The organism is candidate division WOR-3 bacterium (genome assembly GCA_016934535.1).
In the GTDB taxonomy this organism is placed as follows: Bacteria; SDB-A; SDB-A; order SDB-A; family SDB-A; genus JAFGIG01.
In genome coordinates, this window is sequence record JAFGSQ010000054.1 from 35,245 (window position 1) to 52,244 (window position 17,000).

Genomic DNA, 17,000 nt, shown 5'->3' on the forward strand with positions numbered 1-17,000 from the left:
AACGGTAAATAAAGAAGAGGGAAATCTTGTCCCTCTTCTTTATTGTTTTTATTGGCGTCCAATCAGTTAATTTAAGGTTTTATCCTGTCCATCATCCTCGGGAAAGCGACGGATTCTCTGACGTGCTGTAACCCGCATATCCATGAAACCGTTCTCTCGAGACCCAGACCGAAGCCGCCGTGAGGCACCGAACCGTATCTTCTCAGATCGAGATACCATTCAAAATCATCTTTTGGCAGGTTGTGTTCCTTTATTCTGTCTTCTAAAATTTCGATTCTTTCCTCCCTCACTCCCCCACCCACTATCTCTCCGTAGCCTTCGGGCGCTATCACGTCGACTCCCATTGCGAGTTTCGGGTTTTCAGGATCAGTCTTCATGTAAAAAGCCTTGATTTGCGCAGGAAACCGGTGCACGCATATCGGAGAATCGGAGTTTTTAGACAACTCGGTTTCTTCGGGAGCTCCGTAATCGGCGCCCCATTCGATCGCGAAACCTTTGTTCTTGAGCATTTCAACGCTTTTGTCGTACGAGAGCCTCGGGAACGGCGCTTTGACTGATTCGAGAGGCTTGACGTCCCTTTCCAGTATTTCGAGGTCGTGTCTGTGATCTTCCAGTATTCTTTCAAGTATGTGAAGAATGAGATTTTGAGCGTTTTCCATAATAGATTCGATGTCGGCAAAAATCCATTCCGGTTCTACCTGCCAGAACTCGGTCAGATGCCTTCTCGTCTTTGATTTTTCGGCTCTGAAAACCGGTCCGAAACAGTAAACTTTTTCAAGAGCGAGAGCGTTGGCTTCGTTGTACAACTGTCCGCTCTGGGAGAGAAAAACGTCTGTGTCGAAATACTCGACTTTGAAAAGAGTCGTCGTTCCTTCACAGGCGGAGGGTGTGAAAATCGGAGTGTCGACGCAGAAAAAATCTTCTTTTCTGAAATAATCCCTTATGGCGTGGATGATTCCCGATCTTATTCTCATGACGGCGGACTGTTTGGGAGAACGTATCCAAAGATGGCGCATCGAAAGCAGAAAATCCGGACCGCTCGGCTTTCTCGGTATCGGATATTCACCTGAGGGCTCAGATATTATCTCAATATTTTTCAGGGCGACTTCATAGCCGAATTTGGCTTTTTCCTGTTTTAGCACTTTGCCTTCCGCCCTGAAAGCGGTTTCTATGGCGAGATGCCCGCATTTATCGAATGTTTCATCGCTGACTTCGCCCTTGACGACTGTCAGCTGACAAAAACCGGAACCGTCTCTGACCTGAAGGAAATGTATAGGTCCGGAGCTTCTCTTGCCCGTCAGCCAGCAGAAAAAAATTACGTCTTTTCCTTCGTAAACGGAAATATCTGAAATCCGCATAAAAACCTCCGAAAATATGTTTTAGGACAGATACCGGGGCACAGTGATTTCGCCCCTCGGAATATGATACATAAAGAGTTTTTCTTCTTCAACCTTTTCGTAAAGTTTTTCTACGTACGGAATTTTTTCTATGAACACTTTCTTCATGACGGATTCGTCAGCTTCTGTAACGGCCCAAATTTTGTGATCCAGGGCTATTCTTGCCATGTGGTATGATTTATGATACCCGAATTTGTAACCTTTTTTTAAAAATGCGAGTACATCGAGCGGGTCAGTAAATCCTGAAAGCAGATCGTAAAATCCCCTGTCGCCTATTCCGTCGGAACAATGAGCCGAAAAACAAAGTATGCCGTTTTTTTTGAGTGCGCAGGAAGCGTGAATTATCGCTTTTTGAGCCTGATATAGAGTCCGGGAGTAAGGTTCGCCGACTTCGACAAAAACAGCATCTGCCAGGCGTTTGATCGGAACGGCGAAAATTGATGAAGAAAGTGAAGCCGCTTCGTAAAATGAAGTTCTTATGTCGCCTGTGAAAACATCGGCAATCTGATTTTCAGTGCCGACGATTTGGGCTGAATAAATCGGAAAATCAAAGAAGTCCAGAACCTGATCCATTTCCGCGTGGACAGGATTTCCTTCGAGTTTCAATGGCATGGCACCGGACTCAAGGGCGAGTGAATGATTTTTTTCAATGGTGCCGAAAGACGCCAATCCCGGGAGGAACGATTTTCTTCCTCCGGTGAAACCCGCAAAATAATGCGGTTCAACAGAGTTTACAGCGAGAACTGCGCCGAATTGAGTAAGGGCTTTGTTGAAATAAAGCTCGTTGCCGAAAGATGAAACACCGAAATATTCGACTTGCGAAGGATCTCTCGATTCGTGAAACAAAATTTTTCCGGGTTTGAATGAGCCCAATATTTTGGCGAGTTGTTCTTTTGAAGGGTCTTTGTGAGTGCCTGACGCGATTATGACTGTGGACTTTTTTTCAAAATCAGCGTCTGAACCCAGCAATTCGAGGACAGCGGCTGTGGGAGTTGTCCTCTCGTGGTCGTTGACTATTATCAAAATCCTCGAGTAAGAGTCGAGTTCGTCGCGAAGAAGATCAAGTTTATCCTTCCATCCTCCGTTTACTTTCGTATTGTCTTCGGAGGGTTTGAGCGTTTCCAAAAGCATTTTTATCTCACGGCGCTGATAATGTTGCCGCAGGGGGTTTTTTCGAGCAGACCGCGAATTTCCAGATCTGAAATTATGGTCAAAGCTTTTTGCGCTGAAAGTCCGGATTTTTCAACGAGAAGAGGCAAAGATATTTCTCTTTCAGCGCATCCTATCAAGTTGTTTTCTTCTTCGGTCAGATTTTCATTTAAGCTGGAATTTTCAGTCGCTTCAATTCCCGCGGCGAGTTTGAATTCTTCAGTATTTTTAAAATATCTGCATCCGCATTCAATCAGAGCGTCAGAGAATTCAGATTGAGGTTTTTCGGCGCCGGATTTCCAAACCAGAATTTCTTTGCCTGAATCTGCGGAGTATTCGATGAGGCTTTTTGTTCCGCTTTTCAAAGTGCCTTCGATGAAGACAACGAGATCCGACACCGATGCTATGAAAGTATTCGCGAGGGCAAAATCTGAAGCAAAAATCCTGCGGTTTTTCATCGGCGGTAAAAGCCACACTATGGTTCCTTTCGAGGACACAATCTTATCGGTCAGATCGCTGTGGTATGGAGGATATATCGTTCCTAAAGGTGAAGGAAGAACCGCAATCCCGCCGCCGTAATTTACTGCCACGTCATTTTGAACGCAGGATGAAATTCCCGTCGAAAGGTCGGAAATAATTCTGTAACCCGATGAAGCAAGCAGACGCGCTGTTTTCACTGCAGTCGTTACTCCCTCAGGCGTCGGTTTTCTTGTGCCGACTATCGCGGCGGTTCTGTCTTTTATATCGAGAGCTTTGCCGCGGTAGAAATATACTGGAAAATCGCTTAATCTTTTCGGCCCGTTTTCTTCGAATCCGGTCAGAACTATGCCTGATTCTGAAAAGTTTTTGAATTTTTCGGAGAGTTTATCGTTTCCCAGAGCTAGCCTGAAAGATTCGGCGTTGCACGCTTTCTTTGTTAACTTAGACCATTCATTTCTTGAATAATATCTGTCTAAATAACGGACGTCCAATCAGGGAACCTCGATTTCAGATAAATATGAATTGATTTCTTCATAGAGGTCTTCGTGATTTTTAAGAAGCCATTTCATCAAATGATCGACAAAGGAAGGTTCGGAATGCTCAAGATATTCACGGGCGAATCTTTCAGGATTCTTTCTTATGATTTTATCTATGGCCTTGGCGGCTTCTTCGGCCACTGTGCTGTTGTGCGAGTTTATGTTCTCGTAGATAAGCGTCACGCTTCTCGGCTCGCCGATAAGGCTGAGAGCGTAGCAAGCGCTGGATTTCAAATACCAGACTCCATCTTTCATCGAATCGAGGATCATCTGAACAGAATCCGGCCCTTTTTTTCCGAGCGCTTCCGCGGCGGCCAATCTGACGTTCCAACTCTCGTCTCCGAGCGCTTCGACGAGATTTTTGATTGAACTGACCGAGTCGCTTTCAGCGTAGAGTTTTACGTTGTCGATTCTTTCCCTGAGATTGTCAGATTTCAGATCTCCCGTCGCGATTAAAGGAGTTTCAATTATACTTTTTTCTTCAGGCATTACCGACCTCCTAAGCCCGTGATTTCTTTGTATATCATTATTATTCTTTCAAGCAGTAAATCTATGTTTTCTCTCGTCAGAGCCGAAACATAAATCGTTTCGTGTTTTATTTCAAGCTGGGGTATTTTTTTCAACAGATCGATTTTGTTGACGACAATAAGTTTGTTTTTTTCGTACAGACCGGCGTCATAGTTTTTTACTTCATCAGAAAGGACGAAAAAATCTCCGGCCGGGTTTTTGCTCGTTCCGTCCAGAACGAAAAGCAGAATTCTCGTTCTGGAGATGTGTCTCAGAAATTCAAGCCCGAGACCTTTGCCAAGATGCGCGTCTTTTACTATTCCCGGTATGTCTGCAAAACTGATCCTGAAGCCGCCGAGGTCTTCGTAAACGCCTAGATTGGGTATTAACGTCGTGAAAGGATAGTTTGCTATCTTGGGTTTGGCGCTCGAAATAGCCGAAAGCAGAGTGGATTTTCCGGCGTTGGGAAATCCTATAAAACCGACGTCGGCTATGAGATTCAATTCGAGGGAAATTTTCAATGAAGATCCTTCTCTCCCTTTTGTGAATTCGAACGGGACCTGATTCGTCGAAGATTTGAAATTCGTGTTGCCCGCGCCGCCTTTACCGCCTTTTAAGACTGTAATTTCGTCACCTGGATTGACTATGTCGCCGATGACTTCCTCTCCGGGCAGTTTCTTTATAAGGGTGCCGAGTGGAACGTTTATGTAGAGATTATTTCCGTCCGCGCCGTGCTGTTTTCGTTTTTTGCCGTCGCCGCCGTCTTCGGCCTTGAGCGACTTCTTGTATTTGAAATCCCTCAAAGTGCTCATCTTGGTGTCAGCGGCGATTATTACGTTTCCGCCTCTTCCTCCGTCGCCTCCGTCGGGTCCGCCGCGAGGAGCGTATTTTTCTCGCCTGAAACTGACGACACCGTCGCCTCCTTTTCCGCTTGAGATATCTATGACAGCTTTATCAATAAAATACATTTTTGACGTTCAGTTTAATTCCGCGAGGCCTTCTTTGAATCTTTCCAGGCCTTTACGGATGTCCTCTTCGGAAGCCGCGTAGGAAATTCTGACAGCTCCGTCGTCTCCGAACGCCTGTCCGGGAACGAGAGCGACATGCTTTTCTTTGAGAAGATACGTCGTCATATCATCGCTTGTGGCAATGGTTTTTCCGGCGTGTTTTTTACCCATGTAGTCGGATACGTCTATCCACGCGAAAAAAGCTCCTTCCAGAGGCGCGGTGCGTATGGAAGGAACTTCCGAAATCATGTTTTTGAGGAGATCTCTTCTTTTTTCGTAGGCGTTTTTCATCTCATTCACACAGCTGAAACCGGCGTTCAAAGCTGAGAGAGCGGCCATTTGAGAAACTGAGGAAGCACAGGAAATAGTGTGGGAAGCTATTTTCGATGAAGCTTCGGTTATGAACTGATCGGCTAACAGCCAGCCTAATCTCCATCCGGTCATGGCGAATGTTTTGGAAACTCCATTTACTATTATTGTCTTTTTCGCCGCTTCTGGCGAGACATTGGCAAAAGAATGATGCTTTTTGCCGTCAAAGACAATGTGATCGTATATTTCGTCCGAAACAACAAACATCCTGTCGTGTTTTTCAATAACTTTCCACAGGGATTTCAGGAGATCCAGTGAATAGACGTTGCCGACGGGATTTGACGGAGTGTTTATGAAAATCACCTTGGTTTTTTCCGTTATTTTTTCAGAGAGAATTTTGGGATCCAGCAGGTATCCCGTTTTCTTTGTGTCTATGTAAACCGGTTTCGCTCCGGTCAGTTCGACGAGATAAGGATAACTGACCCAGTAAGGCGAAGGTATTATGACTTCGTCTCCCGGATCGCAAAGAGCCATCAGGGCGTTGAAAATCGCGTTTTTACAGCCTGCACAGACGGCGACATTTTCAAAAGTGTATTTCGTTGAAATAAATTCGTTGGTTTTATCGGCGACAGCTTCTCTCAATTCTTTGATTCCTGAAGACGGAAGATAGCGCGTATAACCGTTTTCAACGGCTTCGACGGCCGCTTTTCTGACGTGTTCAGGAGTGTCAAAATCAGGTTCTCCGGCTGTCAGGTTGACAACGTCCACTCCTGATTTTTTAAGTTCTTTTACCATAGAAGAAAGTCTGATGGTCTCTGAAGGTTTTATAAGGCCTGATCTGCTGGACAGGATATTTTTCATTGTCTCTCCTTTTAATTTCTTCTTTTTGACGGAGCGAATTTTTCGTCCAATGCGTCTTTTACAATTTGAGGAACCCATCGGCTGACGTCGCCGCCGAAAGAAGCAATCTCCTTGACCATTGTCGAACTCAGATAGATCAATTCCTCCCTCGGCGTGAGGAAGATGGTTTCAATTTGCCCGTTCAATTTTCTATTCATCAATGCGAGAGAAAGTTCGTATTCAAAATCAGAAACAAATCTCAATCCTCTTATAACTATGTTTATGCCACTTTTCAAAATGTAATCAGCGAGGAGTCCGTCGTGGATCTCGACAGTGACGCCTGCATTCTGGACGACTGAATTCTTTATGAATCTCATCCTGTTTTTCGCGCTGAATACGTATTTTTTGCCGGGATTGTCCGCGACCAGAATTACGAGTTCTTCGAAAATTCCGGAGGCTCTGCGGACTATATCCAAATGGCCGTTGGTAACCGGATCGAAAGATCCCGGATAAATCGCCGTGTTTTTATTCTTCATTTAAAACCTCAAAAAAATACAATGTTTTTCCTCCGTGAGAAATCAAGTCGAATAATCGGAAAATTCCTGCAAGATTGATTCTGTCATTCGAGTGCCATATCACGGTTCCTCCATTTTCAGACAAATTCAGAATTCTTTTTGCGAGATTTTCTGTATCTTTGAAAGCGTAGGGCGGATCAACAAATATAAGACTGAATTTTGTGTTCCATTTTAGAGACATGACGTCCGCTTTGACAACTTTAACTTTCTCGACAATGCTCCATTTCCTGGCTCGTTCCAGAATATATCCTGCTCTGCGCGAGTCTTTTTCGACGAACAATACATCTTTGCATCCTCTCGAAAGCGCTTCAAAGCCGATTGATCCTGAACCTGAAAACAAATCGAGAGCCGAAAGACCGAAAATAGAATCTGAAAGCTTGTCGAACATTCTCTTTCTCATATACGCCGTCATGGGTCTTACACCTTCGCCCACTCCCTCTACGATCCTGTTTTTTAAAGATCCTGCTACTATTCTTGTCCCTTTAGGCATGTTCCCTATCCGGGTTTGTTCTCCGACAGTTTGGAAGCGTTTTCTTTCATTTGTCTGGCGAGCCGCTTTACTTCTTCAAGAAGCTCTTCCCTGTCAATCACTTCTTTTTTCACCAATATGCTGACTAACGCTTCAATTGCGATGGCATTGTTGTAAGGGAGCCTTTCGGGCAGAGGTAATGTCCCGTCGTTTCTGCAGTTTTTGTGAAAAAGTTTTCTAATATAGCTCATATGACAGCCTCCCTGTTAACGGCGTTAAAAGGAATCTCGCCTCTTAAGAAACTGACTATGCTTTCGGCGGACATAACGGCCATTTTATCGCGGGTTTCCTTTGAGGCGCTTCCTATGTGAGGCGCCAGAACCACATTGTCGAGCTTTAACAGTTCTTCCTCTATATCGGGTTCGTGCTCAAAAACGTCGAGCGCGGCGCCGGCAATGGATTTATTTTTAAGGACTTCGCAGAGAGCTTTCTCGTCAATGAGAGGACCTCTCGATGTGTTGATGAGGTATGCTGTTTTTTTCATGGACAACAAGCGTTTCATGTCGAAAATGTGACGGGTTTCCCCGTTCAGCGGCGCGTGTAGTGTTATCACGTCAGAACTTTCAGCAAGTTCGTCCATGTCCGCATACGATGCGCCAAAGGATTTTTCAAATTCGCCGTTTTTTGTCCTCGAAAAGTATATGATCTTCATCCCGAAGCCGGAGGCTCTTCGCGCGACAGCCTGTCCTATTCTTCCGAGACCTACGACTCCGAGGTATTTTCCGTTGAGATCTCCACCCGTCAGAAGTTCGGGCGACCATCCTTTGAATCTGCGTTCTCTCACAAACCTATCTGCTTCGGGAATTCTTCTCACGACAGACAATAACAGGGCAAAAGTGAGATCAGCCGTAGCTTCAGTCAGGACTCCCGGGGTGTTTGTCACTAAAATTTTTTTTTCATTGGCTTTTTCTATATCTATGTTGTCATAGCCGACCGCATAGTTTGCTATGATCTTCAGTTTGTCGGAAAATTCAATCACATCGGAGTCGATTTTATCCGTGAGAAGACACAATAATGCGTCTTTGCCCGGCACTTTTTCTTTCAGTTCTTTTTTAGTAATCGGCCTGTCGTCTTTAGGAAAAATCTCAAATTCGATCGAATTGCCCCTCAGAACATCGAGCCCGGCATCGGGAATCTTTCTGGTGACGAGTATATTTTTTGCCACAGACAGTCTCACAATCCGAGTTCATCCGATATGGAAGTCATGGACGCAAGACATATATCTGCAAACTCGTCGAAGCTCAATCCTGTCTTTTCAATCGTCATTATCTGCTGGCGATTCGCTCCGGCGGCGAATCTTTTTTCCTTGAACCTTTTTTTGATGAATTCCCTGTCAATGGATCCGAGCTTTTTTTCCGGATGCATCAGAGCGGATGCTATGATGAGGCCGCTGAAAGGATCGACGGCGTAAAGACACAAAGACATAAGATCTTCAGGCGGTTCAGTCATGCAATGGTTTTCGATCGCGGAAAGAATTTCGTCGTCCACCCCTTTTGCCGACAGCATTTCTTTTCCGACTTTTCCGTGAAGTTCCGGAGTGTCTTTCGTCAGGTCGTAATCTATGTCGTGCAGAATCCCGGCCGTAGACCATTTGGCTTCGTCTTTGCCGAAATGAAGCGCGAGACCTTTCATACAGGCTTCAACGGCAAAAAGATGTTTTTTCAGGTTTTCATTACCGATGTTTTCATCAATTAATTTAATCGCTTCATTCCTAAGCATTTTAATCTCCCAGAATAAATATTGGTTTCAATTCAATATCAACGGATAATCACCAGGTGTCAGATATTTTTCCCCGCTCGAAATCAAAATAGTGTCGGAAAACCTTATTATTCCCAAACCGGGAACGTTAAGTGACAAGATTGTTACAACTGCTTCATTTTCTCTGAACACATGGTTACTCACGGGGGTAATGTAAAAATAATCGGAAGAAGCTCCAAGTCCGAAACCTGCAACATTCGTTTGAAACTCGGCAAGTTCGCCGAGTGCGTCTGAAAGCGCGTCGGAAGCTTTTCCGGAAAGTTTGCCCACGTCTATCCATTCAGTCATTTTCCTGTAAGCCATTAATGATCTTTCAAGTATTTTTTGCCGTTCCGGGTCCGGTGGTTTAAAAAATGCGGTCCTGCCTACTATGGGAGCTTCGGACTTGTACCCAGCTGAAATCTCATACATGACGAGGTCTCCTTCCTGCAGGCTCCTCGCTGAAGGAACAGGATCAGGAAAACAACTGCCGTTTGAAAAATTGACCATGGTCGGCACACCGATTTTTTCCGCTCCCAGTCTGTGAAGTTCTAAGTCCAACATATTCCTGGTTTCAATTTCGGAGATTCCGGCTTTCAATGAAGGGATCGTCGATAAGATCGCGCCGTTCATCGCCGAATAAGCTTTTTTGATGAAAACTATCTGGTCTCCGTCTTTTTTGATTGCAATTTTAGAGATCGTCGATCCTAGGTTTCTGAATGTAACAATGCCTTTTAAATCTTTTTTTATTAGAGGATTGTCAATAGCCGCAGTTGTTATTTTTTTTTCGCGAAGAGTTCTGGCGATTTCATTGATGAACAAGCCTCCGGTTGAAATGCTTTCTTTCCAGGATGCATTTTGGAATTTGAATTCAACTGGAGACAATCCCTTGAAAATTTCAGAAGTAGAAGAATCCGAGATCAGAATTATTTCGTCGAGAAAAACAACCAGAGTCGCTTTTGTCTCTATGAAATTAACAAAGTTTTCAAGCTTCAGAAGGAAATAAACGTCCAGAATTTTGGTCAGAACACAGCATTCCCAGCCTCTTTCAAGCATTTTAGCGCGCAATCTGTCGAGGGGAGTCACCATTCTACTGTTCCGTCCGGCAATATGAGAATTGTCGGAGGAAGATCTCCTCTGTTTTGGGGAGTAAAAACACACCTGAATCCTATGTTTGAATAGGATATCGCAGGGTAAGCTATCCCCCTGTATGTCGTCGTCGCCAGTTCAATGGAATTTTCGAAAGAACCGCCGCGGATTACTTTGACAATATTTCCGAAATATTCGCTCTGTGCGGAACTGCCGGGATATTTGTTGTACCATGTCGAAGTCCATTCGAAAACGTTTCCCGCCATGTCCAAAGCTCCGTAAGGACTCATGGAAAGTTCTCCGAGCCAGCCTATGTTTTGAGGGACGCTGAATCTGTCTTCTATCGTTCTGGCACCCTGGTCTGTCCATTCGTTTCCCCATGGATAAATCCTGCCGTCTTCCCCGCGAGCGGCTTTTTCCCATTGACTTTCCGTGGGTATCGTCTTTGCAAGCCAGTTTGCGTATGCCGCAGCGTCTTCGTAACTGACATATCTGACAGGTTCGAAATACTTGCTCTGCGGAAGTATCCCGTTCGGCCAGTTAGACGGCTTCTGGTGTCCCGTAGCTTCGCAAAACAGCATGTACTGATAGCAAGTGACCTCGTACTTGTCTATGTAAAAATCATCCAAAAAAATTTCCTGCTCAGGCGTTTCGTCTTCAATTCCTTCGGTTGATCCCATAATAAAAGAGCCTTTTCTGACGAGGACCATTTCCCAAACATTCATGTACTGTTCCGTCATTATTATGGGGGGATCAAACCTGTGTATTTTATTATACTTGATAGTAACTTCAGTGGTCCGGCAAGATGAAAGAATCACTGTGGCCGACAACATCAAAAATAGCGGTAGATATTTCATAGAATTATCGGTGATCCGCATTTTTCGCAATTCCAGGCGTCCGGTCTGTTTTCAAAACCGCATTTTGGGCATTTTATTGAATTTTCACTGTCATCCTGAGCCTCAAACATTACCGAAGTCAGTTCTTCCTCCTCTTCTTCTTCCGGTGATTCCTCTTCCGATGCAGTGTCTCCGTCGTCTTCCTGAAAGAGGCTGTCAAAAGTTTCGTCAAACGAATCTTTTGATTTTATTAGGTCTTCAGTGACGGACTGTACCGTTTTAATCGGTTCGAAATCGTCCGAAGTCGGAGTTTGAATTTTGCCGGAAAAAGCGTCCTGCGCCAACGTTTCGGTTGTTTTTACTTCGGAATGGATGTACTCGTGTTCGCTTTCTCCAGGTTCTTTTTCCGGAATTTTTTCCTGATCGGAAAAAGAGAAAGTTGTCTCGGATAAAAAATCGTCTTTTGAATCGAATTTTGCTTCAATCTCCGCGTCTACGTCGGTTTGAAAGCTTTTCTTGGGCATCTCATAGGGCTCTTCGAAAGTTTTGGTGAAGGAGTCTTGTTTGGCAAATCTTTTTATCAATTCTTCAAAATCGTTCCTCGATTTGCTCAAAATAATCAAGCTGTCGTCATATTGTTTCTTGTTCGAATTCAGAGTATTTATTTTCTGGTTGTAATCATCCTCTCGCATCTCCCCGACCATATACCGGAGATCGATTTCTTCTTTTTGACCCTGTATGGAGTCGATTTTTTTAGTCAAATCTTCTATGTCTTTATCAAGATTTTTAATTTTTATGTTTATCTCCCCTCCCATTCCGCTCATTTGTGAATTGTATTCGTTCAGCTGTTCGGAATAATCCCTCATCACCTTCTCGTAAACATCGGGTCTCACTTTATCTTTAAATTGTTCGGCCTTATTTATCATTTCTTTCAAAGAAATAATCTTGGACAAAATAGCCTCAAAATTTTTCTCTTCGGACATAGAAAAAACTCCTTTAAATATTTATATTTATTATATCACCAATCAGGACTGAAAGTGACAAAAAAAGATCGGATCCTCCTGATCTGACGTCTATGGTCTTGCAAAACAGAATCTCTCTCGCTTTTCCGATTTCTTCATCTTTCCATAATTTTGCCTGTTTTATGTACTCCGGGGCATTTTCGGGAGATATATACAATCCAAATTCATTGAGAAGATAATTTTGTAAAGCAAAACCGTTTGATAAAAACGGATTTTTTTCCGAATAAATCCTAACTGCTTTGAGAACGCTGAAATGTTTGGACAAAACGTTTATCAAGTCATTGCTTCTATGTCCCCACTTCAGAGTTTTCTCAAGATTGACAAGAGCTTCACCCAGTTTTCTTCTTCCCACGGCGTATGAAACGCTCTCCAGAGTGTCTTTCTTCACGAGGACATCCTCAATATCTATGCCTGTTCCGCTTAAAATCCCGCTTTCGATGATTTCAAAAACCTGATGAAGGCCGGCTGCGCTTTCAGGGCCGTTGCTCTCAATCATCGCGTTTTGACGGGGTGTCAGTTTTACAGCGTATATTTTTTCGAGTTCCGAGATAAACGACCGTCTTTCATTAGGATAAGGGTCGAGAAACATGAATGTTTCGGCAAACCGGCTTATTTCTTTTAAAAGAGAAGGGCATTTGCGCGACGAAAGAAACTTTTTGCTGTCGCCGGAGTTTGTAATAAACACGACACAAGTTGTTTCAGGAAAATCAAACAACTCATTTATATCGGCGATGTCTTTTTTCAATTTAAGCTGGTCGGTATTGTAAACAATCAAAACTTTCGATTTTGAAAAAACAGGCAGAGACCATGCGTTTTCAATAAATTTGTCGCACGCGTCTTTTTCGTCTCCCCAAATTGCTATTCTGTCAAATGATCTGCCCGCTGGATCAGTAAGTTTTTCCTCGATGAACTTGACAAAAATTCTTTTTGAGACGAAATCAGGTCCGAGTAAAAGAAAAGAATTGCCCGTTTTTTCTTCGTTGATTTTTGACAGCGCTTGACCTAATTTGAAATGCGGAGTTTTCATAAAGTCAATTCTATTGACATGACGCCGTGTTGTAAACATCTGTCTTATTTATTATGAAACCGAATTTAATAGAAAAATCCGAGTTCTTTTTTAAAATGTTTCATATAAGTCCTGATTTATCATTGAAATGTTGTTTTCAGGCGGCCATTTCTTTGCGACGCCGTATGATTTTCTCGCCTCCGAATCGGACATGAGAGGCGGAGTGCAGATGATGATCGCCTTTAGTTGATCGCTTTTATCAAACTCGACCTGCCATTCTGTTTCGCTGAACTCGTAAAAAAGTATAGTTTCTTCATCATCTTCATCTCTCCAGAATACTCCGGGAAAAAATTTCGTGAAAACTTCTTCAGTAATACGTGTGCCCGCAAAAGCGGTTTTTCCTTCGAAAAGCAATTTGCCTTTAAAAGGCTTGAAAAGCGGATAACAGTTTTGAAAAACAATAAAGATGCAGGTTACCTTTCCGTTTTCGACTTCGAATTCAAAGCCTTTCGAATGGTAGCTGAATGACAAATTTTTGGCACCGGAGGGACTTTCCGGCTTTCCGAATTTTCTCAATGACAGGAAGTCGTCAAAAATTCCAATCCCTGAGAGTTTTGAGTATTTGAAATCGAACGCAAGGGAAAAAAGACCGGCTTCTCCCCAATCCATTCCCGGATATGATTTTCTAAAAAAATCAATTATTATTCCACGAACTTTTTGAAATAAATTCATGATTCATTATAAAAATCATTCCCCCGCCGTGGCAACTTTATATTGCGTTCAAAAACCTGGCAATGATTAATAAATTATTCATAATCCTGAAATAAAAAAGAGGGAGCTGTTGCTCCCTCTTTTTTCTGAAAGTCGGGGCGAGAGGATTTGAACCTCCGGCTTCTTGGTCCCGAACCAAGCGCGCTACCGGGCTGCGCTACGCCCCGATAATCAAGACTTTTCAGTTTAAAACAAAAACCTTAGAGTAAACCTTTCCGCGTTCAGTTGTCAATACGTAGATATAGCTTCCCGAGCCCATTGATTCGGTTGGCATTTCCAGGGAATGAGAACCCGGAGTCTGATGCCCCTCGAAAGCCGTTTGTACGTTTCTGCCTGAGATGTCGAAAGCCTTCAAAGTCACAAAGCCGGAAGAGGGCAGAAAATAATCTATCCTGACCAAATTCGCACCGGACATGTAACTTGCGTTCATGTTGAGCTCAACTTCCTGTCCTGGGAATATTATTTCTTCAACGCCGTTCTGCATGCAGACTACCGCTCCTACCGTCCAGCCGTAGTTGTAGCTGTAAGTGCTCAATTTTTCCCATCCACCTGTGTTGGTCCAGGCCCATTCGCTCTTGTTGGACACGAATGATCCTTCGTTTGCGGGAAAAGGATAGGAAGACGAGTTTTGATAAGTAAATCCGACAAGAACCCACATGTCTCCCGAAGTGTTTACAGGAACGTGATTAGCCCCGAGGACAATTTCGTACCACTGCTCGCTTCCTGAGACCGTGAATGCCGTATTAAGCAGAGTGTCTCCGGGAGCCGTTGATGTACCGTTGCCGAAGACGTAAATTCTGGCGTCGTTGGCGGGATTCGTGCCTTCAGAAAGCATGAAGATTATTCTTTCGATGTATCTTCCGGAATAAGGAGACAGTTCCGTGGGTGTAAAACGGACTCCCATGCCCATCCATTCCGGTGGATCTCCGTAATTGAAGCTGGTTCCCACTGTGCCCCAATCCCAGTATGTAAGCGTGTCGCACTGTGAAGCTGGTTCCGTAGCTATTGTGAAAGCAGCATCGCTGATATCGTAAACTGTCGTCGGATGATTGTAATCTCTGACGCGAACCCGGCACTGAGTTGCGGGAGTGTTTGGAATTGTCCACGACCTCGAGTTGCCGGTGATGTTGCTTGCGATCGAAGTCCATGTTGAACCGTTGTTAGTGCTGTAATGAACATCGAAATTATTTACGTTGTTGTCAGTCCAGGTGATGCTGTGAGATGAACCTATGTACCAGGTTTCACCGCCGTTCGGAGCTGTGACGGTTATATTCGTGTCTGGAGTGGTTCCCTGAAGGGAAGCGAGCGCGTTGATCTTGCCGGCGCCCATGTAGCCGTTGTTGTAATAACTGCAGGAAGGCATAGCGTCGGCGGCGTCGTAAAGCCTCTGGATTATCTGCGCGTTATTCTCTCCCGGAAACTGGCATCTCATTAAAGTGACAAGACCCGCCGTGATAGGGCAAGCCATCGAAGTGCCGTCCATGTACATATATGATCCGAAAGGAACGGTTGAATATATGTTGACTCCGGGAGCGGATATGTCTATCCAGGTTCCGTAGTTCGAAAAATCGGCCTTCTGATTGGAGGAGTTGGTGGCGGCCACTGCGACAGTATTTTCACCCGCAGCGGGATAATACTGGGCGGAAGTGTTGTAATTTCCCGCCGCAGCAATGCAAACAACGTCGTAATTGTTGTAGGCGTCGTTTATTGCAGTCTGAATGGATGATATTGGCGAACTCGCGACCCAGCTCATGGAGATTGCGTCCGCGCCGTTCACGGCTGAAAAATTAATTCCCGAGACAATTGCGGAAACATTTAATTCAGTCCTCACTCCTATAAGACCTATACCGTAACCGATAGATGCTATTCCTGTCGAGTTGTTTGTCACGGCTGCGGCGCAACCCGAGCAATGCGTTCCGTGGTTGTAAGATGTATTCGGCGGAGTCGGGTCGTTGTCGTTGCTGACATAATCGTATCCGGTGATGTAGTTACCGGCGAGGTCTGCATGTCCTCTCTCGCAGGCATCATCAACTATGGCAACTATGTGCGAGTGATTTCCCGTCTGAATATCCCATGCCGCAGGGGCCTGTATATTTGGAAGAAACCACTGGCTGGAGTAGCTCGGATCGTTGGGAGTCAAAAATGGATCCCAGGGAGAAGCGGATTCAATTCCCGCTTTTTCCATCTGGATGTTCAGTTCGCAGAAATCGACGAAAGGGTTGTTGGCAAAAGCGCTGACACTCGACACGGCCTTTTCGTCATCTCGTGAAACGAATACATACATCATGTCCAAACCGTAATCAATGTTCCTGGAATAATCGTAATCGGGAACAATCTGTCTGTATGCGACAATCTCGTATTCGGTGAAAACAGAGTTCAATCCAGGTATGTTCGAAGACACTATTCCGTCTACTGAAGAAAATTCGATTCCTTCTCTCAGACTATTCCTGAATTTTACAATAACTTCGCCCGGTTTATGAATTTCAGCCGATAGAAGATTGGCGGCCAAAACAACAAAAACGGCAAAACAAAAAAAAGCCCTCACTTTCAAATTCGCCTCCTTTTTAAATGACTTGAAAGGCTGTAAGAAATCTTTTAAGATTTGACATTATATCAGGGATTATGAAATGAGACAAATTATTACGGCAATTTTTTGCATGATACTGGCAAAAGAATTATGTTGCCAGGAAATGCCGTTTTCAGAATACGCTCATCCCGGAGAAGGATACTACAAGGAATTCCTGACAACAGCTCTTAAAATCCTTAGAACGACAGAATCCGAAACCGGATTCTTTTTCCCGGAACCCCCTCCGCTTTTCTCCCCCGCTCTCGCCAAAATGCTTGGTCGACCTCTTGAAAGCCCTGATTTTCTGAAAAAAATCCTTTCAGACGCGAAAAATCTCCGGGTTTCAAGGTTCGTATTATCGCTGTGCGAACTGACGGATTTTTTTCATCCAAACCGTGAGATTCATGAAAAAATGTCTCCTGAGAATCTTCTATTAAGAAATTCGTTTATTTTTATAGAAGCGTTCGGAGAAGACCGCGATTCCATTTTATCTCTGGCCAAGGATATTCTCAAAGACGATGCTTCTCTTCTCGATTTGGACCCTTACGAAGAATACAGCATGTCACTCGATTATTCACTTTTTTGCTCTTCGTTCATTGAAATTTCAGAGAAAGTTGATTTATCAAATCACTACGATGTCTTCG

The 17,000-nt window shown here is 44.1% G+C and carries 18 protein-coding genes and 1 tRNA gene; 1 reads left to right on the forward strand and 18 read right to left on the reverse strand.

What is annotated here, in order from left to right:
- Positions 1–71: 71 nt before the first annotated feature.
- The 18 genes from asnS to JXL83_08095 form a co-directional block, all read right to left on the reverse strand.
- A complete protein-coding gene (gene asnS / locus JXL83_08010) occupies positions 72–1,358 on the reverse strand; it encodes an asparagine--tRNA ligase (protein ID MBN2364061.1) in 1,287 nt (428 codons plus the stop codon).
- Positions 1,359–1,379: 21 nt separating this feature from the next.
- Complete coding sequence (gene larA / locus JXL83_08015) at positions 1,380–2,528, reverse strand: nickel-dependent lactate racemase (protein ID MBN2364062.1); 1,149 nt, start codon at positions 2,526–2,528, stop codon at positions 1,380–1,382.
- Between the two features lie 2 nt (positions 2,529–2,530).
- Complete coding sequence (locus tag JXL83_08020; GenBank protein ID MBN2364063.1) at positions 2,531–3,517, reverse strand: DNA-processing protein DprA; 987 nt, start codon at positions 3,515–3,517, stop codon at positions 2,531–2,533.
- Positions 3,518–4,051 carry a HEAT repeat domain-containing protein gene (locus tag JXL83_08025; GenBank protein MBN2364064.1) on the reverse strand — a complete coding sequence of 178 codons (534 nt, stop codon included), beginning with the start codon at positions 4,049–4,051 and terminating at the stop codon, positions 3,518–3,520.
- Positions 4,051–5,037, reverse strand: a complete 987-nt coding sequence (obgE, locus tag JXL83_08030) for a GTPase ObgE (protein ID MBN2364065.1) — start codon at positions 5,035–5,037, stop codon at positions 4,051–4,053. The genes JXL83_08025 and obgE overlap by 1 nt, the downstream gene beginning before the upstream one ends.
- A gap of 9 nt (positions 5,038–5,046) precedes the next feature.
- The gene (locus tag JXL83_08035) at positions 5,047–6,246 is read right to left on the reverse strand and encodes a pyridoxal phosphate-dependent aminotransferase (GenBank protein ID MBN2364066.1); all 1,200 of its coding nucleotides are present in this window, start codon (positions 6,244–6,246) and stop codon (positions 5,047–5,049) included.
- Between the two features lie 11 nt (positions 6,247–6,257).
- Positions 6,258–6,761 (reverse strand): pantetheine-phosphate adenylyltransferase, encoded by a 504-nt coding sequence (gene coaD, locus JXL83_08040; protein ID MBN2364067.1) that lies wholly within the window; start codon positions 6,759–6,761, stop codon positions 6,258–6,260.
- Entirely contained in the window at positions 6,751–7,290 is a 540-nt protein-coding gene (locus JXL83_08045) for an RsmD family RNA methyltransferase (GenBank protein MBN2364068.1), read from the reverse strand. Before JXL83_08045 ends, coaD begins: the two co-directional genes overlap by 11 nt.
- Before the next feature lie 5 nt (positions 7,291–7,295).
- On the reverse strand, positions 7,296–7,520 hold the full coding sequence (locus JXL83_08050) for a hypothetical protein (protein ID MBN2364069.1): 225 nt from the start codon (positions 7,518–7,520) through the stop codon (positions 7,296–7,298).
- The gene (locus JXL83_08055; protein MBN2364070.1) at positions 7,517–8,494 is read right to left on the reverse strand and encodes a D-glycerate dehydrogenase; all 978 of its coding nucleotides are present in this window, start codon (positions 8,492–8,494) and stop codon (positions 7,517–7,519) included. The genes JXL83_08050 and JXL83_08055 overlap by 4 nt, the downstream gene beginning before the upstream one ends.
- 8 nt (positions 8,495–8,502) lie before the next feature.
- Positions 8,503–9,048: an HDIG domain-containing protein gene (locus JXL83_08060; GenBank protein MBN2364071.1), complete on the reverse strand. Its 546-nt coding sequence runs from the start codon at positions 9,046–9,048 to the stop codon at positions 8,503–8,505.
- Between the two features lie 27 nt (positions 9,049–9,075).
- Positions 9,076–10,155 (reverse strand): aminopeptidase P family protein, encoded by a 1,080-nt coding sequence (locus JXL83_08065; protein ID MBN2364072.1) that lies wholly within the window; start codon positions 10,153–10,155, stop codon positions 9,076–9,078.
- On the reverse strand, positions 10,149–11,012 hold the full coding sequence (locus JXL83_08070; GenBank protein ID MBN2364073.1) for an SUMF1/EgtB/PvdO family nonheme iron enzyme: 864 nt from the start codon (positions 11,010–11,012) through the stop codon (positions 10,149–10,151). The genes JXL83_08065 and JXL83_08070 overlap by 7 nt, the downstream gene beginning before the upstream one ends.
- Positions 11,009–11,974, reverse strand: a complete 966-nt coding sequence (locus JXL83_08075) for a zinc ribbon domain-containing protein (GenBank protein MBN2364074.1) — start codon at positions 11,972–11,974, stop codon at positions 11,009–11,011. The genes JXL83_08070 and JXL83_08075 overlap by 4 nt, the downstream gene beginning before the upstream one ends.
- A gap of 13 nt (positions 11,975–11,987) precedes the next feature.
- On the reverse strand, positions 11,988–13,040 hold the full coding sequence (locus JXL83_08080; GenBank protein ID MBN2364075.1) for a hypothetical protein: 1,053 nt from the start codon (positions 13,038–13,040) through the stop codon (positions 11,988–11,990).
- Between the two features lie 90 nt (positions 13,041–13,130).
- Complete coding sequence (locus tag JXL83_08085; GenBank protein MBN2364076.1) at positions 13,131–13,751, reverse strand: hypothetical protein; 621 nt, start codon at positions 13,749–13,751, stop codon at positions 13,131–13,133.
- A gap of 132 nt (positions 13,752–13,883) precedes the next feature.
- Positions 13,884–13,957: transfer RNA gene (locus JXL83_08090), tRNA-Pro, on the reverse strand.
- Between the two features lie 14 nt (positions 13,958–13,971).
- On the reverse strand, positions 13,972–16,341 hold the full coding sequence (locus JXL83_08095; protein ID MBN2364077.1) for a S8 family serine peptidase: 2,370 nt from the start codon (positions 16,339–16,341) through the stop codon (positions 13,972–13,974).
- Between the two features lie 76 nt (positions 16,342–16,417).
- On the opposite strand from JXL83_08095, the gene JXL83_08100 reads away from it, so the two are divergent.
- Positions 16,418–17,000 (forward strand): hypothetical protein (locus JXL83_08100; protein ID MBN2364078.1); only part of this gene is annotated, 583 nt, incomplete at its 3' end.